21 protein-coding genes and 6 pseudogenes are annotated in these 25,041 nt (G+C 35.8%); 17 read left to right on the top strand and 10 right to left on the bottom strand.

Translation table 11 applies throughout. From position 1 onward, the window contains the following. Positions 1-397: 397 nt before the first annotated feature. From ACZ42F_RS07685 to ACZ42F_RS07635, 11 genes and pseudogenes are all read left to right on the top strand, one after another. On the top strand, positions 398-1,075 hold the full coding sequence (locus ACZ42F_RS07685) for an ATP-binding protein (protein ID WP_464278531.1): 678 nt from the start codon (positions 398-400) through the stop codon (positions 1,073-1,075). A 98-nt stretch (positions 1,076-1,173) separates the two neighbouring features. Further along, entirely contained in the window at positions 1,174-1,377 is a 204-nt protein-coding gene (locus ACZ42F_RS07680) for a transposase (protein WP_464278530.1), read from the top strand. Between the two features lie 52 nt (positions 1,378-1,429). Continuing rightward, positions 1,430-1,735: a hypothetical protein gene (locus ACZ42F_RS07675; protein WP_464278529.1), complete on the top strand. Its 306-nt coding sequence runs from the start codon at positions 1,430-1,432 to the stop codon at positions 1,733-1,735. Next, positions 1,732-2,670, top strand: a complete 939-nt coding sequence (locus tag ACZ42F_RS07670; RefSeq protein WP_464280226.1) for an IS3 family transposase — start codon at positions 1,732-1,734, stop codon at positions 2,668-2,670. The genes ACZ42F_RS07675 and ACZ42F_RS07670 overlap by 4 nt, the downstream gene beginning before the upstream one ends. Positions 2,671-2,710: 40 nt before the next feature. Then, complete coding sequence (locus ACZ42F_RS07665; RefSeq protein WP_464280225.1) at positions 2,711-2,875, top strand: YpsA SLOG family protein; 165 nt, start codon at positions 2,711-2,713, stop codon at positions 2,873-2,875. A gap of 53 nt (positions 2,876-2,928) precedes the next feature. Next, complete coding sequence (locus ACZ42F_RS07660; protein WP_464278528.1) at positions 2,929-3,702, top strand: hypothetical protein; 774 nt, start codon at positions 2,929-2,931, stop codon at positions 3,700-3,702. Between the two features lie 846 nt (positions 3,703-4,548). Continuing rightward, the gene (locus ACZ42F_RS07655) at positions 4,549-6,606 is read left to right on the top strand and encodes a DNA methyltransferase (RefSeq protein ID WP_464278527.1); all 2,058 of its coding nucleotides are present in this window, start codon (positions 4,549-4,551) and stop codon (positions 6,604-6,606) included. Further along, positions 6,599-9,229, top strand: coding sequence for a DEAD/DEAH box helicase family protein (locus tag ACZ42F_RS07650; protein WP_464278526.1), 2,631 nt, complete (start codon positions 6,599-6,601; stop codon positions 9,227-9,229). The genes ACZ42F_RS07655 and ACZ42F_RS07650 overlap by 8 nt, the downstream gene beginning before the upstream one ends. A 211-nt stretch (positions 9,230-9,440) precedes the next feature. After that, positions 9,441-9,728 (top strand): annotated as a pseudogene (locus ACZ42F_RS07645) (ATP-binding protein); the annotation flags it as partial. Then, entirely contained in the window at positions 9,714-10,076 is a 363-nt protein-coding gene (locus tag ACZ42F_RS07640) for a magnesium chelatase subunit ChlI family protein (protein ID WP_464280224.1), read from the top strand. The pseudogene ACZ42F_RS07645 and the gene ACZ42F_RS07640, both read left to right, overlap by 15 nt. Before the next feature lie 221 nt (positions 10,077-10,297). Continuing rightward, positions 10,298-10,891 (top strand): IS256 family transposase, encoded by a 594-nt coding sequence (locus tag ACZ42F_RS07635; protein WP_464278525.1) that lies wholly within the window; start codon positions 10,298-10,300, stop codon positions 10,889-10,891. 50 nt (positions 10,892-10,941) lie between these two features. Here ACZ42F_RS07635 and ACZ42F_RS07630 read toward each other — a convergent pair. The 3 genes and pseudogenes from ACZ42F_RS07630 to ACZ42F_RS07620 all read right to left on the bottom strand — a co-directional run. Beyond that, positions 10,942-11,346 (bottom strand): annotated as a pseudogene (locus ACZ42F_RS07630) (ATP-binding protein); the annotation flags it as partial. Continuing rightward, a pseudogene (locus ACZ42F_RS07625) lies at positions 11,315-11,626 on the bottom strand (ATP-binding protein). The pseudogenes ACZ42F_RS07630 and ACZ42F_RS07625, both read right to left, overlap by 32 nt. A gap of 78 nt (positions 11,627-11,704) precedes the next feature. Beyond that, positions 11,705-11,917: a hypothetical protein gene (locus ACZ42F_RS07620; protein ID WP_464278524.1), complete on the bottom strand. Its 213-nt coding sequence runs from the start codon at positions 11,915-11,917 to the stop codon at positions 11,705-11,707. 669 nt (positions 11,918-12,586) lie between these two features. Between ACZ42F_RS07620 and ACZ42F_RS07615 the strand changes: the two are divergent. Both ACZ42F_RS07615 and ACZ42F_RS07610 read left to right on the top strand, forming a co-directional pair. Beyond that, positions 12,587-13,810 (top strand): annotated as a pseudogene (locus ACZ42F_RS07615) (OmpP1/FadL family transporter). A 79-nt stretch (positions 13,811-13,889) separates the two neighbouring features. Next, positions 13,890-14,956 (top strand): annotated as a pseudogene (locus tag ACZ42F_RS07610) (DUF362 domain-containing protein). A 60-nt stretch (positions 14,957-15,016) separates the two neighbouring features. Here ACZ42F_RS07610 and ACZ42F_RS07605 read toward each other — a convergent pair. From ACZ42F_RS07605 to potA, 4 genes are all read right to left on the bottom strand, one after another. After that, complete coding sequence (locus ACZ42F_RS07605; RefSeq protein ID WP_464278523.1) at positions 15,017-16,042, bottom strand: extracellular solute-binding protein; 1,026 nt, start codon at positions 16,040-16,042, stop codon at positions 15,017-15,019. Further along, the gene (locus ACZ42F_RS07600; protein ID WP_464278522.1) at positions 16,039-16,662 is read right to left on the bottom strand and encodes an ABC transporter permease subunit; all 624 of its coding nucleotides are present in this window, start codon (positions 16,660-16,662) and stop codon (positions 16,039-16,041) included. Before ACZ42F_RS07600 ends, ACZ42F_RS07605 begins: the two co-directional genes overlap by 4 nt. Positions 16,663-16,822: 160 nt before the next feature. Further along, on the bottom strand, positions 16,823-17,620 hold the full coding sequence (locus tag ACZ42F_RS07595) for an ABC transporter permease subunit (RefSeq protein ID WP_464278521.1): 798 nt from the start codon (positions 17,618-17,620) through the stop codon (positions 16,823-16,825). A gap of 30 nt (positions 17,621-17,650) precedes the next feature. After that, complete coding sequence (potA, locus tag ACZ42F_RS07590; protein ID WP_464278520.1) at positions 17,651-18,745, bottom strand: spermidine/putrescine ABC transporter ATP-binding protein PotA; 1,095 nt, start codon at positions 18,743-18,745, stop codon at positions 17,651-17,653. A 358-nt stretch (positions 18,746-19,103) separates the two neighbouring features. On the opposite strand from potA, the gene ACZ42F_RS07585 reads away from it, so the two are divergent. From ACZ42F_RS07585 to ACZ42F_RS07575, 3 genes are read left to right on the top strand one after another with little or no spacing between them, the layout of a single operon-like run. Continuing rightward, positions 19,104-20,108, top strand: a complete 1,005-nt coding sequence (locus ACZ42F_RS07585; RefSeq protein ID WP_464278519.1) for a TRAP transporter substrate-binding protein — start codon at positions 19,104-19,106, stop codon at positions 20,106-20,108. Continuing rightward, a complete protein-coding gene (locus tag ACZ42F_RS07580; protein ID WP_464278518.1) occupies positions 20,109-20,585 on the top strand; it encodes a TRAP transporter small permease in 477 nt (158 codons plus the stop codon). Continuing rightward, positions 20,582-21,892 carry a TRAP transporter large permease gene (locus ACZ42F_RS07575; RefSeq protein WP_464278517.1) on the top strand — a complete coding sequence of 437 codons (1,311 nt, stop codon included), beginning with the start codon at positions 20,582-20,584 and terminating at the stop codon, positions 21,890-21,892. Before ACZ42F_RS07580 ends, ACZ42F_RS07575 begins: the two co-directional genes overlap by 4 nt. Here the strand turns inward: ACZ42F_RS07575 and ACZ42F_RS07570 are convergent. Next, the gene (locus ACZ42F_RS07570) at positions 21,875-22,102 is read right to left on the bottom strand and encodes a hypothetical protein (RefSeq protein WP_464278516.1); all 228 of its coding nucleotides are present in this window, start codon (positions 22,100-22,102) and stop codon (positions 21,875-21,877) included. The two genes, ACZ42F_RS07575 and ACZ42F_RS07570, sit on opposite strands and share 18 nt — an antisense overlap. Before the next feature lie 88 nt (positions 22,103-22,190). Here ACZ42F_RS07570 and purM point away from each other — a divergent pair, with 88 nt between their 5' ends. Then, complete coding sequence (gene purM / locus ACZ42F_RS07565) at positions 22,191-23,240, top strand: phosphoribosylformylglycinamidine cyclo-ligase (protein ID WP_464278515.1); 1,050 nt, start codon at positions 22,191-22,193, stop codon at positions 23,238-23,240. Here the strand turns inward: purM and ACZ42F_RS07560 are convergent. Both ACZ42F_RS07560 and rpsI read right to left on the bottom strand, forming a co-directional pair. Then, a pseudogene (locus tag ACZ42F_RS07560) lies at positions 23,237-24,489 on the bottom strand (radical SAM family protein). The gene purM and the pseudogene ACZ42F_RS07560 sit on opposite strands and share 4 nt — an antisense overlap. 159 nt (positions 24,490-24,648) lie before the next feature. After that, a complete protein-coding gene (rpsI, locus tag ACZ42F_RS07555; protein ID WP_464278514.1) occupies positions 24,649-25,041 on the bottom strand; it encodes a 30S ribosomal protein S9 in 393 nt (130 codons plus the stop codon).

Raw genomic sequence — 25,041 nt, 5'->3', positions numbered from 1 at the left:
TTTTTTAATATGTCAGGAAAGATGTAAGCTGGGTGATAAGAGATTTTTTAAGGGAAAATAGAATCCCATGCTACTATAATATGGAGAATCAAAGCTCAGAAAAGGAGCAATAGTCCATTTAAGATAAGGGCAAGCCCATGAAGGGAACTAGACAGTAGACCTTAATTCAATTAATGAACAGTACTATAAAAAGGTTGCTTGATAGAATGGTAGGGCTTTTGGCGATATCTTTCTTGACAACTCCTGAATATAAAAGAGGCATTAGGTGGAAGTCTTGCAACAAGATTTATAGATTACACAAGAATAAAGGAAATGACAGAACAGGCTAGAGCATATCGTTTGGTCCCTGAATATGTAGAAGAATTCTTTAAAAAGACTAGAAAAAAGCAGAAAGGAAATGAAGGGAGGATTTATAGCTATTGATGTTAAAGCTATTAAAAAGCATATGAAGGTGAGGTTTGAAATAAAGGGAATAGAAAGAAAGGATATCTGGGACTATCCAATTCCTGCAATAAGGGAGGCATGCATTAACGCATTGATTCACAGAGATTATATGGATACAGCAGAGATTCAAATTAAGATTTACGATGACCGTATCTGGTTCTGGAATCCTGGGAAATTGCGAGAAGGTCTCACTGTGGAAATGTTAAAAGGAGATCATTACTCGAAGCCCAGAAACAAATTAATTGCAATGGTATTTTATTATGCAGGATTAATTGAAAAATGGGGTACCGGAACAAAGAGAATTGTTGAACTTTGCAAAAAACAGAGACTTCCTGAACCAGAGTTTAAGGAATTTGGAGATGGTTTTTCGGTTACATTCCACAAGGACATTCACAATGAAGAATATCTAAGAAAAGTGGGATTGAACGATAGGCAGATAAAAGCAGTTTTGTATGTGAAAGAGAAAGGGAAGATAACCAATAAGGAGTATCAGGAAATTAATAAGGTTTCTAAGCCAACAGCAACCAGAGACCTCAAAGAAATTGAAGAAAAAGGGGTTTTTGAAAAAATAGGTATTACAGGCAAAGGAACATTCTATTGTTCCCAATATGTCAGGGAAGATGTCGCCTAGGCTAGTTTAAGATGAGGGTATATTAGTTCTCTTATCTTGTTATCCTTCCCCCTAGGGGGAAGGGGGAATTTCAACCTGGGCGGTAGGAGATTTTTTTTATGGTATATCCTGATAATGTTAAAGAAAGTGTACTTAAACAAATTTTTGCCTCATCAAAGACAATTGCTGATATTGCAAGGGAGAATGGAATTCCATATACTACAGTGATGACGTGGAAAATCAAAGCTCAAAAAGGATACTCTATGAATAAAAAATTTACAGCAGAGGAAAAATTTAACCTTCTTTTCAAAGAGCCTCAATGAATGAAATAAAATTAGCTGAATTTTGCAGGAAAAGGGGATTTATCCATCTACCTTGGAGAAATGGAAACAGTCTTGTCTGGAAAATATTGACGGACAACCTGGTAAGAAATTTAAGAAGAAAGAAAAGCAATTAAAACAAAAGATAGTTAAGTTAGAAAGAGAGATAAGGAAGAAAGACAAAACCATAGCAGAGACTACGGCTCTATTGGTACTTAAAAAAATTGGAGGATATCTTGGGGGACCAAGAGGACGAAAGATAGAGTTTAAACAGAAAAAAGTTGTGTATAAAGCTATAGATGAAGCCAAAAAAGAGGGGGCTAGATTGAAAAAGGCTGTGAACTTATTGGGATATAAATAAGGACCTATCAGAAATGGAAAAAGAGGGATACCTTAAAGGACAGAAGGGAGGATGTTTTAAGAAATCCGGCTAATAAGCTAGTTAAACAAGAGAAACAGAAGATATTAGATACTTGTCATTCAAAGGATTTCAGAGAGTTACCCCCTTGTAAGATAGTTCTAATGTTGGCTGATAGAGGAATATACATAGGATCAGAGAGCACCTTTTACCGAGTTCTTAGGGAAGCAGGGGAATTGACCCATAGAGGTAGGTCTAAGCCCAGGACATATTCTAGGCCCAAACACTATAGAGCCACAGGCCCCAATCAGGTCTGGAGTTGGGATATTACCTACTTGCCTAGTTGTATACAGGGGATGTTTTTCTATCTTTATATGTATATTGATATTTATAGCCGTAAGATTGTAGGCTGGGAAGTATATACTGAACAAAGGAGTAATTTAGCTACAAAAGTGCTTAAACGTGCTCTTCTTAAAGAAAAGATAACAGGAGAGGGATTGGTAATCCATTCAGATAATGGCAAACCTATGAAGGGATCTACCATGTTAGCCACCATGCAACATTTAGGGATTATTCGTTCTTTTAGTCGTCCTCATGTTAGTGATGATAATCCCTATATAGAATCTCTCTTTAAGACAGTTAAATATTGTCCTAAGTATCCTGGTAGATTTTCAAATATAGAAGAGGCCGGAAAATGGTGCTTGGAGTTTGTTACATGGTATAATAGTAAGCATTATCATAGTAAAATTAAGTTTGTTACTCCTGAGCAAAGACATTCATGTCTAGACAATAAGATTTTGGCAAAGCGAAAAAAGGTTTACAAAAGGGCTCGCTCCAAACATCCAGAGCGCTGGTCTGGAAATATTCGCAATTGGAACCCAGTCCTTACAGTAGACCTTAATCCAGTTAATAAACAACCCTATAAAAAGGTTGCTTGATGGAAAAAATGGTATTTTTTGGTGACATCTTTATTGACAAATTCCGAACAATATAAATAGTGTTAAAAGATGGTTAAACGATAATAAAATAAGTATATTGAATGTAGCTGGTAATAGGGAGTCGAAATGTAAAGAAAGCATTTATGCTTATACTTTTCGTTTATTAAGTGTTCTATTTGAAGGAAAAACAGAGTTTGTAAAATAAATATTAGGAAAGAATTTTAAATTTTTAAGGATGGTATTATAAAGGAGTAGTGTATGGGATATGTACATAATTTTTATCCCAGCAAAAGATGGTTCTGTGGAAGAGAGTTTTTGATTAAGTCTAAGTTAGTTTTAGAAAAGTTAAAAGTATTGGATGTACAGTTTATCGATTTAGACATATTATCTGAATTAATATTAGCAAGAATAAACGTTCTTAGGGGCATTAGATCTGCGTTGTTACTTCCACCAGATGATGACTCAAAAAACTATGTAGAGTTATTGGATGAGTTAAAGGTAAAAATGAAAAATTTAGAATTATTCCTTAAACTTAAATCATTGTTTAATAAAGATTTTAATGTAAAATTTTACGGTTATGTTAGTTATGGAGTTTTAAATTATGAATTTATAAGTAAAGAAGGACAAAAAGTTTCATTATGTATGGATGTAAATGATAAAATCCCTAATAATGCAAAAGAATTGGTAGAAAAAGCATTCTTAGAAAGAATTAGAAACTTAGAAGATTTATTAAATATTGCATATGAAATATTTTTTGAAGAAGTTTATTTAATAGACAGAAGAGAGAGTTTTTATGAATATTCTTTTGATGATTTGTATGAACTTTCAGACCTTGCTTCCATACTTGTAAATTATGGTCTATATAAAACAGAAGAGGAAGTTATTAAAAAATTTGAAGGTAAAGAAGAAACTTTATGCGATATGTATAGTAATATCTTAGAAAAAGATTATTTAGAACAAATGAAATATTACCATGAAGATGTGTTTTGGGAATGGAGTGAAATAGAGGCAGTGTTAAAATCAAATAATTAATAATGCCTTGTTATAAGTTTGTTAAGATATTTTTTGTAAAGACTTATTGGTGATAAGTGCTGAAAAAATGAAATAAATAAAAGTAATTAGAATATGGGAATAAACAGATTATAATTATTTTAACTGTTTTTCAATCTAATAAAGTTCCTTAATGAAGAATTAAATGCTTTAGATAAAGAATTTCAAGCTTTTTATAATAATTCACCAGGACAAATATCAGTATGAAAATATTGGCTGACTTTTATATTTTTAGATTTACTGGCGTAAGAGTTAGAGGGATTCTAAGCATAGAAGGTAGTGAAAATATTGATTACGTGAATTAAAAATTAGTCCGATAACGCTAAAAAAGAAAGTTTTTAGAACAGTACCAGTATCTGTAGAATTCATAAATGAGTTGTTGAAATACCTTGACGAATACTCAGCCATGAAGGCAACGCGTTTGAATTGAAATATCAAAATTTCTACGCTAAAAGAGATTGGCAAAAAAACTGGTATAAGTGAGGATAGATTGCATTTAATTAGGTACATAAAAGTAATTGAATTGATTAATGCTGGAATACTGTTGAATCATATTCAATATTTTTTAAGCCATGCATGTATTTTGAATAATTCTATATATTTTCCAGTTACAGGGAAAGAGTTGGAACTGGTTATGAAGGAAAAGGTGGGAATATGAACAAAAAATTTGAAAAAATGAATTTATAAACAGAGGTAATAAATGAGATATATATGCAATAGTATGTATTTTCTTAAGATTGGCAACGTATACGAACATTTTAGATATTAACCAGTTAGTCGCAATTCGGAAACCTGCCCCTTTAAAGAAAAAACATGGAGGAGAATAAAATGACCCTGATGGAAGAATTGAAAGAATTCTTAAAGGAAGATTCACGGTTTGTAGATAATGAGGGAAAACTGTTGAAAAACAAAATAGTAGAACATGCTTTAAAACTTGATGAAGAATTGGTTAAACTTTTGTTGAAAAACGAGCGAATAAAAGAACATTTCTTTAAGAATGTAGATGGTGTTTTGGTTTTTGATAAAGAGAAATTCATGAAATTCATAGACAACAAGGAGTTTCTCCCTGATTCTTATACAGCATTTAAAAATAAGATTGGACTTGCCAATGAAGAAGGTAAATACTTGGCAAAGAGTAAAGAGGTTGTTTTAGTGTGGCCATATAAGGATTGTGTGCTTGAAGGGGGGCAGGAAAAAGCTGATGAAAAAAGAAAAGAAATTTTTCATAATGTAATCCTTGCTCCGGATGAAATTGATAGACTATTAGAACCGAAGGTATTTACGAACTTTAAAAGAATAGACAAAGACGGAGAACATCCGCTTGATGATTTTAGAAGAGATCCTGAGATAAACAGGAAAAGAGACTTACCTGAAGATACAATAACAGATAATCTTATTATAAAAGGGAATAATCTTTTGGTGTTGCATTCGCTTTTGAAGGAATTTAGAAGAAAAGTTAAATTAATTTATATTGACCCGCCGTATAATACTGGAAACGATGAGTTTAAGTATAACGATAATTTCAATCATTCTACTTGGTTGACTTTTATGAAGAATAGATTGGAAGTAGCAAGGGAATTGTTAAGTGAGGATGGAGCTATATTTGTGCAGTGTGATGATAATGAGCAGGCATATTTGAAAGTTTTAATGGATGAGATTTTTAGCAGAGATAATTTTGTTAACACAATTGCTGTTCAAATGAGTGAAGCATCTGGAGTCAAAATGACACATGCTAAATTAAGATTTCCTAAAATAAAAGAGTATTTATTATTCTACAAGAAGCCAGACTTTAAAGGTTTTTATGAAATTGATAAATATAGGCACTCAATATGGGATGAAGAAAATAACATATTTTTAGAAAATTTTACGAAAGAACAAAGAGAAGAATTGTTAAAATTAGAAGAAAAAGAAGTCAATGATGAAAGTGATGTGGAAAAAGCGAACTATTTACTCAAAAAAGTTAGTCTTAAACCTCTAAGCCAAAAGATAAAAGAATTAGGAATCTCTGATTGTGATGATATTGAAAACTGGAAGTTTGAAAATTCATATAGAATTATTAAAACCGCAGGATCTGAAAGTGTCGCTAATACTGTTAAAAAATTTTTAAATATTCCCTCTCAGGATATTGCGGCGGGGTTATCATCAAAAAATATCCTTTTTTACTATATTACTAAGTTTAATAGAGAAGCTAAAACTCCAAGAATTCAAGTGATATTTGCAGATTCTAATATTTTTAGAAATCCTTGTGATTTTTGGCAAGACATAAAAACAACCGGAGCTGTTGCTGAAGAAGGAGGTGTTAAACTCAAAAAAGGCAAAAAACCAGAAAAGTTATTATACAGAATTATAAAAATGTTAACTAAGCACAATGATATAGTCTTAGACTTCTTTATAGGTACAGGAACAACATGTGCAGTAGCTCACAAAATGGGAAGACAATATATTGGAGTTGAGCAACTTGATTATGGCGAAAATAGTGCTTGGGTAAGACTTAAAAACGTTATTAATGTAGATCAAACAGGAATTTCCAAAGATGTTGGCTGGCAAGGTGGCGGCGATTTTGTCTATATGGAACTTATGAAGCTCAATGAGGCTTTTGTTGAAAAAATACAGGATGCTGAAACTACAGAAGAGCTTTTAAACATCTGGGAAGATATGAAACACAGTGGATTTTTGAGTTATAGAGTTGATCCAAGGTTATTTGATGAAAACATTGAAGAGTTTAAAGCACTAAACTTAGATGAGCAAAAGAAACTTCTTCTTGAAATGCTTGAATACAACGACCTTTATGTTAACTACAGCGAAATTGATGATGCTATCTATAGTGTGAGTGAAGAAGATAAGAAATTAAATAAAGAGTTCTACGAAGGGAGACAAGATGCCTAAGAATCAAAGATTAAGTCAGGAATATGATGTTCTTTCAAAAATGGGGTATCTTAAAAAGGATATCCATAAGTTTATTGAAGATAATCTCAATCCAAGGTTTAAATTAAGACCGTATCAGATTGAGGCCATAGCAAGATTTATCCACTACCTTGAAGAAAATCCAAATAGAAAAAGACCGACTCAACTTCTCTTCAATATGGCAACAGGTTCTGGTAAAACCCTTTTGATGGCTGTAAATATTCTTTATCTTTACAATAAGGGATATAGGAACTTCCTGTTTTTTGTGAATAGCACAAATATAATAGAAAAAACGAGAGATAACTTCTTGAATCCTTTATCTCCAAAATATCTATTCAACGAAAGAATAAAATTTGAGGATAAAGAAGTTGCAATAAGAGAAGTTTCCAATTTTGATGAAGCTAATGAAGAAGATGTAAATATAATCTTTACAACGATTCAGGGGCTGCACAGCCAGTTAAATCTTTTCAGGGAAAATTCAATCACATTTGAGGATTTTAAGGATAAGAAGATTGTTTTAATATCCGATGAAGCACATCACATAAACGCATGGACAAGAAACAGGTTAAACAAAACCGAAGAAAAGATGAAAAAGACATGGGAATATACAGTTATGCAAATTCTCAACTCTAACACCGAAAATATAATGCTTGAATATACAGCAACTATTGATTTAGATAATACAGCAATTTATGAGAAGTATAAGGACAAAATAATTTTTGAGTATGACTTAAAGCAGTTTAGAATTGATGGATATTCAAAAGAGGTTAAGGTTTTGCAGGCAGATTTAGAAAACTGGGAAAGGATGTTGCAGGCAGTTATTTTAAGTCAGTATAGAAGAAAAATTGCCGAAAAATGCTGGATAAGGTTAAAGCCCGTAATACTTTTCAAATCTAAGAGCATAAAAGAATCAAAAGAAAATTATGAGTTATTTAGAGAAAGAATGGACAATTTAAGTGAATCGGATATAGAAAGTATAAAAGCAAATGCTAATGGGAGTGTATTGGAGAGAGTCTTTAATTATTCGGAAAACGAGGGAATAACCATAGAAAATCTTGTAACTGAGTTGAAAGAAGATTTTTCAGAAGAAAAATGTATTTTGCTTGATTCTGAAAATATAGATAAGGAGAAACAGATTAGACTTAATACTCTTGAAGATGAAAATAACGAGATTAGAGCTATATTTGCAGTAAAGATGCTTGATGAAGGTTGGGATGTTCTTAACTTATTTGACATAGTTAGATTGTATGACACAAGAGATGGAAAATGGACAAGAGATGGTAAGTATATACCCGGAAATACCACCATTGCAGAAAGGCAACTGATCGGAAGGGGTGCAAGGTATTATCCTTTTAAGCTTAATGAAGAAGATGATCCATTCACAAGAAAATTTGATAACCAACCTGAAAATGAATTGAAAATCATTGAAGAACTCTATTATCACAGCAAACACAATCCGAGATACATACAGGAACTCACAACGGCACTTAAAGAATATGGAATTATGCCTTATGAAGAAAAAGAGATCATATTGAAAGTGAAACCCACAATTAAAGAAACTGATTTCTGGAATAGAGGATTTCTTTTTGTAAATAAGAGGGTTGAAGCCGATAGAAGTGGAATAAAAACAATAGATGATATTGGGATAGACAAGACTTATAAATACAACCTACCAACAGGATTTGTTAAAGAAGATGTGATTTTAAAAGAAGGGGGAACTAATAGCAAACCTCTTGAAACAACAACCAAAACATTTAGATTGGGTGATTTTGGAGATACAATCTTAAGAAAGGCAATGGCAAAACTTGATTTCTATAAATTCAATAACCTTAAAAAATACTTCCCATCACTCACTTCTTCCAACGAATTTGTTAACTCTTTGAAAGATATAACCGTTGACATCACGAGTTCAAGAGAAAAATTAGATAATTTGACACCAGAAGATAAACTGAAAGTGTGTTTAAATGTATTAATGCAATTAGAAAAGGAAATTTTGAACGAATATGTTGAGTATAAGGGGACAGAAATTTTTATACCAATAGAAATTAAGAATATCGTAAGAGATAAGAAATTAAAAATAAATGTTGGAGACTATGGAGATCAAGAATACGGTGTTCCTATGAGCAATCCTAAACATCCAGAATATTCATTGAATTTAAAGGAAAGAGAATGGTATGTGTATGATGAGAATTATGGGACATCTGAAGAAAAATCTTTTGTTAAATTCATAGATGGGATTATAGAAGAGTTGAAGAAAGAATATAGCGAAGTGTATCTATTAAGAAATGCAAACTTGTTTAAGATTAACAGGTTTTCGGATGGAAAAGCTATGGAACCGGATTTTGTATTATTCTTGAAGAAGGAAGATTCGGATAAGTTTGAACAATACCAACTTTTTATAGAACCGAAAGGGGAACATCTAATTAAAACTGATCAATGGAAAGAAGATTTCTTAAAAGAAATTGAGAATAAATATAAGATTAATATTGAGCAGAGATTATTTGGAAAAAACAAAAAATACAAACTGATTGGTTTTCCTTTCTACAATGAGGGGAGAAAAAGTCTGTTTATTAAGGTATTTAAAGAAAAGTTGGGATTAGAATGATAAGTGAAGATAAAAAGCATAGGGCAGGCTTTTGAACTCTCCGCTTCCTTTGGGTGCTTCGAACCCTGTAGGGTGCGACTGCCCAAATTCTTGCTTATCGGCTCGGATTTTAGATACCTGCCAGATGTTATTTAACTAACTTATAGATAGTAAAAGAATATTAATTTAGATTTGTAATTATTAATCAAAATATTAAACAGTTACCTCCAGCCACAATGGGATACTTTTTTGCGATGAGGTTTTGGAGTTTAAAAAGAGTGTGCTTGAGGTTTTGAGACAGCCTTTAGAAGATAGGGTGGTGACAGTTAGCAGAGCAAATAGGACGGTAGTTTATCCAGCAAATTTTATGTTTGTAGCTGCTTGCAATCCATGCTCTTGTGGGTATTTAGGTGATAGTAAAAGGGAGTGTGTCTGCACTCAAGCTCAAATTCAAAGATATAGAGCAAAGCTATCAGGTCCTCTTATGGATAGGATAGATATACAGGTGCAGGTATCATCAATTGATATAAAGGATTTATCAAAATTGCAGCCTGGTGAATCATCAGCAAGTATAAGGGAGCGTGTAGAGGCAGCAAGAAAGATTCAGCAGGAAAGGTTTAAAGAAGAGGGGATATTGTATAATTCACAAATGAGTGAGAAATTGATAAGAAAATATTGTAAGCTTGATAGTGAAAGTATAAAACTGATGGAGCAAGCAGTAACAAAGATGGGGTTATCAGCAAGAGCCTATTCAAAGATATTGAAAGTGGCAAGAACGATTGCTGACTTAGAAAATAGCGAAAATATCAGCTCAAAACACCTTTTAGAAGCCATCCAATATCGCATCCTCGACAAAGAGTATTCTTAATAACTAATAAACTTGGCTTTTGAGTATATATATTTATTGGTATTCGATAATCTAATTATGTTTGATAATGTGCTGTGGTTAAATGTTTGTGCTCTATAAGAAGAATACGTATCAAAGTGAGTTGGGTAGTGTATAAGAATTTTGTGTAAGAATTGAAAAAGAGGTATACCTCCTGTAATCTACTAATGCACACAAAAAACTGAAGAAGGAGGTATACCCCAATGAATAATTATAATTTAGCTGAATTATTTGAAAAAAGAAAGGATATTCGAGAAGTTTTTATGGAATTTATGTCGCAACAATTGGTTAATTTTTTAGAAAAGCTTGGAGAAATAGAAAGAGAGATTCATTGTTCGGTCAATGAAGACAGTAAAAATGGTCATTATACAAGAAATTTTGATACATTTTTTGGTAAGATAGAAGGAGTAAAAATACCAAGGACAAGGCAAACTAAGTTTGATCCATCATTTTTAGAGCCATACAAACGCACAACATTTGAATTAGATGAAATAGTATTATCTATGTATCAAGGTGGTTGCTCTACAAGAGATATAGTCCGCACATTGGAAAATTTGCTTGGTCAGAAGTCTTCTCCTAGCTGGGTAAGCAAAATAACAGATGATATATTGGAAGAAATAGAAAAGTATCATAATAGAAGATTTGACCGTTGGTATCCAGTTTTGTTTATAGATGGGACATACTTAAAATTGAGAAGAGATACAGTATCAAGTGAAGTAGTTTATACAGTTATGAGTATAGATGAGGAAGGGCATAAAGAAATACTTTCCTTTTATGTCAATTGTCACGAAAATTAACCCGTTTTTTTCACGAAAATTGACCCACCCATAGGTTTTAGACAAAAAAATTATTTTTGTTTTTTATCAAACAACTCTTTCATCCTATAACTTTTTCCTTGAATGAGAAAGGGGTAGGAGTGGTGTAGCAGCCTATCAAGGATGGCGGCAGCTACCACTTCATCCCCAAAGATATCTCCCCACTCATCAAATGGTTTATTAGTAGTTACTATGGTTGAAGTCCTTTCATATCTTTTTGAAATGAGCTTAAAGAATAAGGAGGCTGCGTGTTTGCCTATTTCAAGGTATCCCAATTCGTCTATGATTAAGAGGTCTATTCTGGATAAAGACTCAATATAGTCAGGCAATTGCTTGGATAGCTCTGCTGATATTAACTGGTTAATAAGTTCTTCTGCACTAAAAAACAGAACTCTTTTTCTAGTCTTAGCTACTTTTATACCTAGAGCCACAACAAGATGGGGTTTTCCCTACACCAGGAGGTCCTACAAAGATAATGTTTTTTGCGTGATTGAGAAAAGTAAGATTAGCCAGTTCCTAAATAAGTTTTTCGTCTATACTGGGCTGAAATGAAAAATCAAATTCTTCAATGGTCTTAATAAAAGGGAATTTGTCCTTTTTTATCTTTGCATTTATAGAATTATCTATCCTTACAATTATTTGATTTTGCAGAACCTTATACAGATATTCTTGATAGGAAATTTTTGCTTTGACAGCATTTTTCTGCTTCTGTTTCATAACACTGAGCAACAACAGGCAAAGATAGAAGTTTACAATATTCTTTTATACTTTGAGAGATATTGTTTTCTGATAAGCTCATAAGCTATACTCCGATAATGGTCTTTTTATATTTATTTTTGGAAAGGAGAGATTATTAATGGAATAACTGGACACATCTACTTTAATCTTAGCCTTATCAGCAAGATAACCTTTTACAAAATGGAAGTTGAAGACATTATATTTCAGAGGAGTTTCCTCTTCCAACTTTAGATACAAGGCGTCTACTTCATCATCATAGTAAACTTTCATTTTTTTCTCCTTCTCTTAAAAGGATAATTTTTTATTACGGTTATTATATCATCTTCGACAGAAACAACTACCTTTAAGGGATACTTGAATCCTGCGACATCTTTCCTGACATATTGGGACTGGTAGGTAAGACAAGCAGACACGGCACTGCGTTTCTACACCTTTTTCTCTTCAAAGAGGTACCATATGGAAAATCACCAACTTTCGCACAAAAGAAAAAGTGTGCAAGTTTTCATGAAAAAATGTGCCAGGACTTTAGAATTTGTCTTCACTAACTTAGCACTGAACAGACATATTTCATGTGGCTTAGGAGATTTTAACCTTTTTGGCAAGGAAACTCCATCCTTTTTATACTCTGAAACCAGAGTCTCAATGTTCTGGTTTTCTTTTTGGGCTAGGTGCTGGAGGAGTATGTAGCCAATCAATTTAGCGTCGTTTGTGACAGAGAGCGAAGAAGGACTACCTCTAGCTGATGTTTTTTGGGGTTGGTCATAGGTTTTATCTTATCCTGAGATAAAGGGATTGTTAATGTTTTTAAGGGGGTCTATTTTTAGTGTTAATAAAACTTTTTAGTTTCTATTTAAAAAAATAAAAATTTCTTGCCCCAGAGTTTTTTTTGTGGCTAATCTAAGGTGCTTATTCTGTCAAAAATTGTTTAAAGGAGTTGGTATGCGCAAAGTTAGTTTGTTTTTGTTGATTTTTTGGTTGGCTTTGGTCGGAGTAAGTTATGGTGCAGGATTTGCCCTTTATGAATGGAGTGCCAGGGGTAATGCCCTGGGAGGCACTTTGGTGGGTAGGGCTGATGATGCTTCTGCTGTTGCCTTTAATCCTGCGGGCATGACCCAACTGGAAGGAACCCATTTTATGGCTGGTGTTACTGCTATTGCTCCAGATATGAAGGTAGAGGCCAAAGGTTATGGTACTACTAATGAAAACAACAACATTTTCTTTCCCCCTCATTTTTACCTGACTCATCAGATAAATGACCGTTACTGGATTGGGGTGGGTGAATATACCCGCTTTGGTCTGGCTACAGACTTTCCTTCAGACTGGGCTGGTCGTTATAATTCCTATTATGCTTCTATTGTTTCCTACTCTATTGTTCCCAGTGTGGCTGTAAAATTAACCGATAAACTTTCCTTTGCTGTGGGCCTGGAAGCCATGTATTTTGAGTTCCAGCAAAAAAAATATACCTATCCTCAAGGACCTATTGGTAGTACAGATGCACATCTTAAGGGAGATAGTGTAAATTATGGTTTTAATCTGGGTTTACACTATAAGCCTGTTGAGTGGTTAAGGCTTGGTTTTACCTATAAAAGTCAGGTGGAGCAACAGTTAAGGGGTAGAATAGATTTTACAGACAATACTTATTATAATGATAAGGATGCTACTGGAAGTATCACATTACCTGACTCCTTTACTTTAGGTATCGCTGTTTATCCTACCGAAAAGTTAAGTGTGGAAGCAGATGTGGTTTATACCAGGTGAAGTACCTATGATGCTTTGACCATAAAGTATGATGGTTCGATTAGCAAACTTACCCCCTTGGCTACACAATCTTCATCTAAAAAGGACTGGAAGGATGTGTGGCGTTTTCAGTTTGGGGTGGAGTATAGTTTAAATGAAATGGTGGATTTAAGGGCCAGTTATATTTATGACCAGTCGCCTATTCCTGATGAACATGTGGATTATATCTTACCAGCTAATAACAGACACATTTTTGGACTTGGAACTGGCTTTAAGCTAGATAAGTGGACCATTGACCTTTCCTATAACTACCTTATGTATGAAGATAGAGATGTGGATGGTAGAACTAGTGATCATGTCTATGATGGCAAGTTTAAAGATGGAAATGCCCATTTGGTGGGAGTTAGTGTAGGCTATTCCTTTTAAATTCCCTGCAGGCATTTACTTTTTTCAGGGATGAAAGTAACTTACTTTCATCCCTTTTTATTTTTAGAGGAGTGTGATTATGGCCAGTTCAGTATATTTTTGGGATTTTAGGACTTCTAGAAAGTATACCTATGAGCAAAAAATAAAAAAGCTTTTAAAGAACTGTGAAGTGGCTAAATTTTTAGGTAGCAAAAAATTGGTGGCTTTGAAAATTCACTTTGGAGAAAAGGGCGTTACAGGCTTTATTGCTCCCTTGTGGGTAAAGCCCCTTGTGGAATTTGTACAAAAAACTGGCGCTCTTCCTTTTTTGACTGATACCAATACCTTATATGTGGGGGAACGGGGAGAAGCTGTATCCCACTTGATGCAAGCAGCCAGGCATGGATTTGACCCCTTGCTTCTGGGTGCACCTATTATTATTGCTGATGGTTTAAAAAGCCAGAATGAAAAAAAGTATCCCTGGCAGGAAAACACTTTCAAGAGGTTTTTTTGGCCGGGGATATAGTAGAAGCAGACTATTTAATTAATCTGGCTCACTTTAAAGGGCATGAGCTTGCCGGGTTTGGTGGGGCCCTAAAAAATCTGGCCATGGGCTGTGCTACCAGAAAGGGTAAAATGCAACAACATTGTGGTTTTGGTCCCAAGGTGGAGGTAAAAAAATGTGTTGGCTGTGGAGAATGTGTTCAGGTGTGCCAGAGCCAGGCCCTAACTTTAGAGGATAAGAAGGTTGCTTTAAAGAAGGAAAAGTGCACAGGTTGTGCAGCTTGCTTTCTGGCCTGTAAAACTGGTGCTCTGGAGGTCAATTGGAAGGTCAATGTAAAAGTTTTTCTGGAGCGTATGGCTGAATATGTTTTGGGGGTGGTTTCCCAGTTTTCAGCACCCCTTTTGCACTTAAATTTTGTAAAGGATGTAACTCCTGATTGTGACTGCGTGGGGTTTAGTGATGCCAATTTGTGCCCTGATATTGGAATTTTGGCTTCTTATGACCCAGTAGCTCTGGATCAGGCTGCCTGGGATTTGGTCAATAAGGCCAGTTATAATCCCTTTAGCCAGTATGCAGAAAAATTAGTGAAAAAGAGGATGTTTTTCAAGCCATTCATCCCAAGACCCAGGGTAAATATCTTCTGGAATATGCTGAACAAATAGGCTTAGGCACAAGAAGCTATAAGTTGATAAAAATTTAAAGGGGGCTTAAAGCCCCCTTTTTTAGTTGTTTTTTAATTCATTCCAGTATTTTTCGTAAACCAAGAGGGCATCTTGCACATCTGTTTGAAATTCTCCCCTTTTTAATTCTTCCTGGGAGGGATAAATAATAGGATTGTTCTGGATTTCAGGAGGTAGCAATTTTATAGCTGCCTGGTTGGGAGTAGCATACCCCATTTCCTGGGAAATCTTAGCAGAAATGTCTGGCCTTAAAATAAAGTTCATAAACTTATGAGCATTTTCCACATTTTTAGCGCCCCTGGGAATGGCAAAACTATCCATCCAGAGAGAATAGCCTTCTTTAGGATAAGCATAGAGGAAGTTTTGGTCTTCAGAGTTGGCAATAAAGGCTTCTCCACTCCAGGTAACTGCCACTAAAACTTCTTCGTTTAATAAGGCGTGTTTAGGAGAATCAGAATCAAAGACCTTGACCAGGGGAAGTAGTTTTTTAAGTTCTAAATAGGCTTCTTCAATGTGTTTGGGGTTGGTTTCATTAATAGAGTATCCCAATTTTTTTAGAGCCAAGCCAAACACTTCTCTTACGTCATTGGGAAGTAAAAGCTTTCCCTTTAGTTCTGGATTCCAGAGGTCATTGAGGCTTTTGATATAACCTTTTCCCAGCCTGGCACTGTTGTAGCAAACAGCAGTACTTCCCCACATATAAGGTACTGAATATTTATTTTCAGGATCAAAGGACTGGTTTAGGAATTTAGGAGAGATGTTTTTTAAATTGGGGATTAGTTTATGATTTATGGGCTCTAAAAGGCCTTCTCTGGCCATCTTTTCTACAAAATAGGTAGAAGGCACAATTAAATCATATTCTCCCTTTACCAGTTTTATTTTAGTATACATGGCTTCATTACTATCATAAGTGCTCAAGTATACCTTTATTCCTGTTTCTTTTGTAAATTGTTCTAGAACTTCATCTGGTATGTATTCTGACCAGTTAAACAAATAAAGTTCTTTTGCTTGGGCTATGTTAATAAGTAAGCAAAAGGTAAAGAGCAAAGTTAAAATGATTTTTTTCATGTTCTTTTTCCTCCTTTAATATTCCTTTCTAGTAAAAAGTGAGCTAAGCCTACAAAAATAAAGGTTAAAATAATCAATAAAGTACATAAGGCATTTACCTCTGGTTTAATACCCACCCTTACCATAGAATAAATGCGTAAAGGTAGTATTTCAAATTGGGGCCCAGTGGTAAAAAAGCTTATAACCACATCATCTAAAGAGAGAGTAAAACTCAAAATCCAGGCAGATAAAATTGCTGGCCAAAGTAAAGGCAAAAATATGTAGCGAAGCACATTGATTTCTGAGGCTCCCAGATCCTGAGCTACTTCTAAGAGATTAAAGTCAAAGTGCTCTAGAGTACTTAAAAAGGTAATCACCCCAAAGGGCAAACAGAGAGTTAAATGAGAAAGTAAAATAGTAAAGAAACCTAACTTTAATTGAAGTAAAGTAAAGATAATAAGTAAGGAAACACCAATAATAATATCTGGAGAAACCAAAGCTAGATTGATTATAGCCAACCAGAAATTTTTATTGGCCTTAGGTGAATATTTTAAACCCAGCGAGCCTATAAGGGATAGAAGGGTGGTTAGAGTAGCTGAGGTAGTTGCTAAAATAAGAGAATTTAGAGCTGACTTTAGCAAAAAACTGTTATGAAAAAGAGAAAGGTACCATTTGAGCGAAAAGCCTTTCCAAAAAAGGGAAAATTTACTTTGGTTAAAAGAGTAGATGGTGAGTAAAATTAAAGGGATGTATAAGAAAGCGTAGATTAAAAATAAGTAAAGGGTTGAAAATAGTTTCTTTTTATTCATGGACAAACTTTATTTTTTTCTCTTTGAAAAATAGAGTGCTTAGCACAATCATAATTAAGCTTAAAACTAGACTGGCAGCAGCTCCCAGGGGCCAATTGCGGGTAAAAAGAAATTGGTCCTTAATAAAGTTTCCTAATAAAATATCTCTGGAACCTCCCAGGATGTCTGGAATATAGAACATTCCCAGGGCTGGTAAAAAAACCAGTAAGCAGCCGCTATATATACCTGACTTGGTCAAAGGCAGAATAATCCTAAAAAATACATTCCAGGAACTGGCTCCCAAGTCTCTGGCAGCTTCCAAAAGTTTTTTATTCATTTTTTCAAAAGAGGAATAAATAGGCAGAATCATAAAGGGTAGCAGGGTATAAACCAGGCCAATAAAGACAGCTATTTTGGTGTAGAGTAGTTCTAAAGGAGTATTAACAATTCCCAAAGCGAGGAGAAAATTGTTAAAAAATCCTTTTTTGCCCAGAAGTAATACTAAAGAATAGGTACGAATTAACGAGTTGGTCCAGAATGGAAGAATAATAAAAAATAGGGCCAGTTTTTTCTTTTTAGGAGTAAGCCAAGATAAGATAAAGGCAAAGGGATAACCTAAAAGCAAGCTTATAATAGTAGCTCCTCCAGCTAGAAAAAGGGAGTTTAAAAATATTTGTACAAAGTGTAATTCAAATAATTTTTTAAAATTAGATAAGGTCAAGGGAAGGGAAAAAAAGTTTGTAGGATGAAAAGAAAAAAAACTACGGCAAAAATGGCACTTGAAGGTATAAGGACAAAGGTTATGAGCCAAAATATTAAAGGATATTTGAAGAAATAAAATTTATGTTTCATCTTTTAAGATAACTTCCCATCCTTTTATCCAGCTTACTAGCACTTTTTCTCCTTTTTTATAAATCATACTTTCATCGTCTTCATTAAAGAATTGAGTTGCTTTAACAATTTTATTTTCAAGCTCGATTATAAGGTCATAAGTACTTCCTTTATAAACAGTGTTTATTATTTTTCCAGGGAAGTATAATTCATGATTGTTGTTTTCTGTGATTTCCTCAGGATAGTATATACTCATGTCTTCTGGCCTTAAGACTAAGACTATTTTTTCTCCAGTCTGAAAGTTTTTTGTATTTTTTAATTCTATTTCATGCCCTTCTATGTTGCAGAGTACATTTTCTCCGCTAGTCTGCAAAATTTTTCCTTTGAAAATGTTAGTTTCCCCTACAAATTTAGCTACTTTTAAACTACTGGGATTTTCATAGATATCTGTGGGAGTTCCCAGTTGTTTTACTTCTCCATTTTCCAGGACCAGTACTCTATCTGAAAGGGATAGGGCCTCTTCCTGGTCGTGGGTAACAAAGATAAAGGTAATTCCCAGGTTTTCCTGGATTAACTTGAGCTCTAAGCGCATTTCCTTGCGCAGGGCATAGTCTAGAGCAGAAAAGGGTTCATCCAAAAGCAAGACTTTGGGTTCATTGACTAGAGCTCTGGCCAGGGCAATTCTTTGTTGTTGTCCGCCAGAAAGCTGGTGGGGATAACGGTTTTCATAACCTTTCAGTTTTACCAAATGGAGAGCTTGTTTTACTTTTGTTTTTATTTGAGATGGAGAAAATTTTTTCATTTTTAGGCCAAAGCCAATGTTTTCTTCCACAGTCATGTGGGGAAATAAGGTATAACTTTGAAAAACAGTATTTACATTGCGTTTATGAGCTGGAATGGAGTTTATGACCTGGTTTTCTAGGATAATCTCTCCACTGTCAGGAGTTTCAAAACCAGCAATCAGGCGCAAAATAGTAGTTTTTCCACATCCTGAAGGCCCAAGCAAGGTAAAAAACTCTCCCTTAAAGACCTCAAAGGAGATATTTTTTAAAACCCTTTGGCCAGAAAAAGATTTATTTATATTGTGTAGAGAGAGTATAGGCATAGAGCAACCTTAAGAATAATAAAAACGAAGAGAAACTATGCCCAACTAGCTTTATTTTAGCAAGCTTTTTTCTTTTATAACTTATTGGGATAAAAAGCTTTTTTTAATATGTTGCAAATATTTTTTAAAGTTGACTTTTAGATAGAAAAAAGGCTAAAAAATTCTTATGAAAAAACTAAACTTTCAGACCGCAGCTCTGGATTTTTCTTGGACAGGTTTTTGGTGGTGGCGTAGCAGGATATGTTGCGGTCTGAAAGGGGCCTTGTAGAATAATAATTTAAACGGGTTGCTTTTCAGGCCGCAAGGTAAAAACCTTGCGGCTTTTTTTTTAAACTAATTTTTTAGAGGAGGCGATTTTATGTTTAGAGTGTTGTTGAGTTTCTTTTTGGTTTTGGCCTGGATTTTGCCCGGGCAAGCTGGTCCTATAAAGCTCAGTTATGCCAATTTCCCTCCAGCTTCTACTTTTCCCTGTGTACAGATGGAGCGTTATAAGCAGGAAGTGGAAAAGCGGACTAAAGGCAAAGTTATTATTGAAACCTATCCCGGGAGTACGCTTCTGGGGGCCAAAAATATGTTTAGAGGGGTTATTGCCGGACAGGCAGATATAGGGTGTTTGGTTATGTCTTATCAACCTGGAGTGTTTCCTTTGACTACAGTAGCAGAGCTTCCTGTGGGCTTTAAGTCGGCAAAGGTTGCCAGTTTGGTTTTGTGGGATATTTTCCAAAAATATCAACCTCAAGAATTTGCCAAGGTAAAAGTCCTGACCATGTTTACTTCTGCTCCTTCCAATTTAATGACCAAATCTCCGGTTAAAGGTTTAAGTGACCTTAAGGGGATGACGGTGCGGGCCTCTGGTGCAGCGGGTAAAATTGTAGAAATTTTAGGAGGCTCTCCAGTGGCTTTGCCCATGTCTGAAACTCCTGAGGCTATTCAAAAAGGTGTGGCCAAGGGATTGCTAACCTCTTTTGAAGTTTTAAAAGACCTCAATTTTGCGGCTTACTTACCCTATGGTACGCAGACTGATTTTCAGGTCTATCCCTTTGCAGTGGTGATGAACAAAGATAAGTGGGAGAGTTTACCTGCAGATGTAAAAAAAGTTTTGGAGGATTTGGGACGGGAACAGGCCCTCTGGACAGGAAAATATATGGATGAGCATATTAAAGAGGCTCTGGATTATGCCAGGTCCAAATATAATTTCCAGATTTTTACTTTGCCAGCAGAAGAGCAAAAGATGGTGCAGGACAAATTGCAGGTTTTGATTGAATCCTGGAAACAAAGGGCAAAAGACAAGGGGTTGCCTGCAGAGCAGATTTTAGAAGATGTGTACAAATTAAAAGCCAAATATGAAGCCATGGGGTATTAAATGCATAGATTAAAATGGCTTAATTCTTTAAATAAAGTAAGCCTTTTTTTAGCAGGCAGTGTGCTTTTGTTTATGCTTTTTTTAACTGTTTTTAATACCTTGTCTACTTTTTTGGGCTATCCTGTAAAGGGTGCTTTTGAATTATTGGGGTTTTGTGGGGCCATCCTGAGTGGTTTGGCCCTGGGCCCAACTCAGGCCCAGGATGGGCACATTCGGGTCACCCTTTTGGATGGCTTTTGGGGAAAAGGCACTGGTAAGTTTTTACAGGCCCTTTCCTTGCTTTTAGCCCTGGTTTTTTTTGCTGTCCTGGGAATTAAACTGCTGGAACTTGCCAGGTCTCTTTATGAATTTGAAGAATTGTCTCAAACTTTAAATATTATTTTTTATCCCTTTGTCCTTATTGTGGGGGTAGGGGTGTTTCTCTTGGTCTTAAATCTGGGAGCACAGTTTTTAATTTGCTTGAGGGGGAAAGAGTGAGTCTTTTTAGCATTGGTCTTTGGGGAATAGTTTTACTTTTGCTAGTTATTTTTGTTCTTAGATTGCCTGTAGGTTTTGCCATGGCCATAATTGGATATTTGGGGTTTGGCCTGGTGGTAAATTTTAAGGCAGCTTCCAGCATGCTGGCGGATGAATGCTGGAAAGTCTTTTCATCCTATGGGCTTACAGTGATTCCCCTTTTTATTCTTATGGGACAGATTTGTTTTTATGCAGGGGTAAACAGGCGCCTTTATGATACAGCTTATAAGTGGCTGGGCCAGGTAAAGGGTGGTTTGGTACACGCCACTATTTTGGCCTGTGCAGGGTTTTCAGCTATTTGTGGCTCTAATACTGCTACTGCAGCTACTATGAGTACTGTGGCTTTGCCTGAAATGAAAAAATTTAACTATGACCCCTTACTTTCCACTGCTAGTGTGGCTGTAGGTGCTACTCTGGGGGTGGTTATTCCTCCCAGTGTGGTTTTAATTATTATTGGTTTACAAACCGGCCAGTCCATAGCTGTACTTTTTTGGGCCAGTTTTTTCCCGGGAATTTTGCTTACTTTGGTTTTTATGCTGGCGACCTTTATCTTTTGTTGGCTAAAACCAGAATTGGCACCTTGTGGGCCTAAGGTAAGCTGGAAAGAAAAGTTTAAATCTTTACGCGGCTCTGTGGAAATGGTGGTTTTATTTGCTCTGGTTATGACAGGTCTTTTAGCTGGCTTTTTTACTCCTTCTCAAGCAGGCGGAGTAGGGGCCTTTATTGCTTTGCTTATAGCTCTCCTTAGAAAAAGGCTTTCCTGGGAAGGGTTTAAAAGGTCTTTAGAAGATACTCTAAAAGTCAGCTCCATGATTATGGTAATACTTTTGGGAGCTATTATTTTTGGCCGTTTCTTGGCTATAACCAGGCTTCCCTATGAACTGGCTCAGTTTGTAGCTGGTTTAAAACTTTCTGGTGGGATGATAATGTTTTTTATTGCCCTTATTTATATCCTGGGTGGAGCAGTTATGGATGCCCTGGCCCTTTTAATTATTACCATTCCCATCTTTTTCCCTTTGGCCACTTCTCTGGGATATAGCCCGGTATGGTTTGCCGTATTTATCACTGTGGTCACTACCTTAGGGGCTGTTACCCCTCCAGTGGGAATCAATACCTTTATTGTAGCTTCTATGGCCAAGGAAGTCCCCATGACCAGAATTTTTAAAGGCATATTTTTGTTTATTCCCTGTTACCTTTTACTTATTTTGCTTCTTATCTGGTTTCCAGAATTGGCCCTTTTTGGAGAGAAGTTAGTCCTGGTCAGGTAAGTTTATCTCTGGTTGAATTATAAAATATTTATTGGTGCTGTTTTTTTCCAGTTCTGGAGAAATCACCCTAAGAAAGCTTTCAGAGGGAGTTTCTTGAAAAATTATTCCCTGTTGAGGGGGATTGGTTTCCTGGGGCTTATCTTGAGCCAGGGCTAGAGATAAAACTAAAACAAAACCTATGAGTGTCATAACCCAGCTAACAACCTTCATATTTTCCTCCTTGTCAAAAAGGTGCTTGTTTTGTAAACTTATTTTTTTACCAATAAAAAAGCAAAAAGTGAACCAGGAGAAAATTTAAATGAGTGAGCGAACCAAGGCTTATACCCAGGCTGGCGTGGATATAGAAAAGGGAAATTTATTTGTGCAAAGAATAAAAGAAAAGGTTGCTTCTACCTTTTCCAAAGGAGTACTCACGGATTTGGGAGGATTTGGGGGGCTGTTTAAGTTAAATACAGAAGAATATTCAGAGCCCATTTTGGTAAGTGCCACAGATGGAGTGGGTACAAAGTTAAAATTGGCTTTCTTGTTTGACCTTCATCATACCGTGGGTATTGATCTGGTGGCCATGAGTGTCAATGATGTCCTGGTTCAAGGAGCTAAACCTTTATTTTTCCTGGATTATTTTGCTACAGGCCACCTGGAAGTGGAGAAGGCAGAAGCTGTTATTTCCGGGATAGTGGAAGGTTGTAAAGAAAGTGGTTGTGCCCTCCTGGGTGGGGAAACAGCTGAAATGCCTGATTTTTATGGACCCGGAGAATATGACCTGTCTGGTTTTTGTGTGGGAGTGGTGGATTATGATAAAATTATAGATGGCTCTAAGATTCGCCAGGGAGATGTCTTAATTGGCATTGAATCTTCAGGCCTGCACTCCAATGGCTTTTCCCTGGTAAGAAAGCTGTTGTCTCAATCCAGGCTGAAAAAGGAGGACACTTTTCCAGGCACAGAGAAAAAGGTTTGGGAAGTTTTACTTACGCCTACCAAGATTTATGTAAAGCCAGTGTTAAATATCTTAAGAGATATGGAAATAAAAGGCATGGTCCATGTTACTGGCGGTGGATTTTACGACAATATTCCACGGGTTTTGCCTAAAGGGGTTAAGGTGCGTATTGATTTTAATTCTTTTCCTAAGTTACCTGTTTTTGAGTGGATAAAAGAGGAAGGAAAGTTGAGCTGGGAAGAAATGGCCAGTATTTTTAATTGTGGTATAGGATATATTTTGATTGTTAATCCCGAACTAAAGGAAGATATTCTTTTGCGTTTAAAGGCCTTTGACTTAAATAGCTATGAGATAGGGCAAGTTATTTCTTTAGATAAAAAAGAGGAAGAAAAGGTAGAAATTGTTTTTTAATTTCCCAGGTAAGGATTAAAATAACCAAATTTTATCCAGGGACATTCTTTTTTTATTCTCTTTAAGAAGTTGTGAAGTCCCAGGCTGGGGCTATTAAATTGGGGAAAAAGGCTTAAATAAAGATTGGGGTCGAGATTTAAGTTTCTAAGCTGAATGAAATCTACCTGATAAGTTTTTAACAAATCCAAGAGAGCTTCTGTTTCCTGCTCTGTATCATTAAATCCAGGGAAAAATAAATAGTTTAAGGAAACAAAAAGATTATGTTTTTTGGCTTCTTTTATGGTTTCTAATACCTGAGCAAAAGAGTAATTGGGTCTATAGTAGGATAGATAGTATTGTTCTTGAGCAGAGTTTAGGCTGATGCGAAAAGAAGTTAAACCTGCTCTGGCTAAAGGCTCTACTGCTTCTGGAATAGAGCCATTGGTATTTATATTGATAGTGCCGTGCCCTTTTTCTTTCTGTAAAGGGTTATGGCCTTGGTAATGATTTTCCATTCAGTCAAGGGGTCACCTTCACAACCCTGACCAAAGGAGAAAATAGGGTTTTTAGCCCTTTTGGCGTGTATTTCCATTACTTCAGCAATTTCTTGAGGTTTAGGCCTGAAACTAATGCGTTTTTGCGTGGCTGGAAAGCCAGAATCTTCTGGTTGTAAGGAAATGCAACCTATACACCGGGCATTACACCTTTGGGCTGTGGGCAAAGGGGCTTCAAAGCGCCCCAAGGCCAGGTTTTTGGCTGCAGGACAGGAATAGGTAAGGGCACAGCGCGTTAGATGCTGGATAAGTCTATTTTGGGGTAAAAGTTGTAAAAGTTTTCTTGCTCCCTGAGCAATCTTTTCCTTGGGGATATTTAAAAACACCTGGCGCTGTTCCTTATCTACCTTTTTTGCTGCTACGTAAAACTTGTCCTGATAAAAGCCTACTGCTCCATAAGCAAATAAGGGCAGAGGTTTTTGGGGATTTTCTTCTAAAAAGGCACATACTCCCGAGAGGGTATAACCTGGAGAAACAAAGGCAGCTACTGCGTTTTCTTCTAAGACCTCCACCTGACCACTATCAGGGTCTAATCCCAGAGCCCTTCTTTTGGGAAGTAAGTATAAAGAGCTTTCTGGAGGAAGCTCTATAAGTTCATCTGGACGGGGCAGTCCCCATTCTTTTCCCCTTCTAACCAGCATGAGTAGGTGGGGGTGGTCATAGATATTGCCTTCATCATCAGCAAAAACTAAATGGGGTCTTATTTTTTCACTCATCTTATTTGAATTTGGTTATGGGGTTTCCATTGGTCTTAAGGCCAAATCTAAATTTTTAAATGGAAATTGGTCTTCTGTAAAGACACTTTTTAAAGAAAAAGAAGGACAGAGCCCTTAAAACAGAGCTCTGTCCTTGTAAAAAGGGGAGGCGAAGATGAATTAACGCTTTGAATATTGGAACCTGGCTCGGGCACCTTTTTGTCCGTATTTTTTTCTTTCCTTGGCCCGAGGATCGCGGGTTAAAAATCCTGCTTTTTTAAGAATAGGTCTTAATTCTGGATCGTAGTCCAATAAAGCTCTGCTTATGCCGTGCCTAACAGCCTCAGCCTGACCAGTCATACCCCCGCCATCTACATTTACTTTGATATCAAACTTGTCTTCCAGCTTTACCAGCTTTAAAGGCTGTCTAACAATCATACGCAAAGTGGGGCGAGGAAAATAATCTTCTAAAGGACGGCCATTGACAATAATCTGACCACTACCTTTATAGAGCCTGGTTCTTGCCACAGATGTTTTTCTTCTGCCTGTTCCATAGAAGAAATCTACACTCAT

This window comes from Desulfonauticus autotrophicus (genome assembly GCF_055381725.1).
The sequence above is the reverse complement of the archived record's forward strand: the minus strand, read 5'-3'. Positions and strand labels throughout refer to the sequence as shown.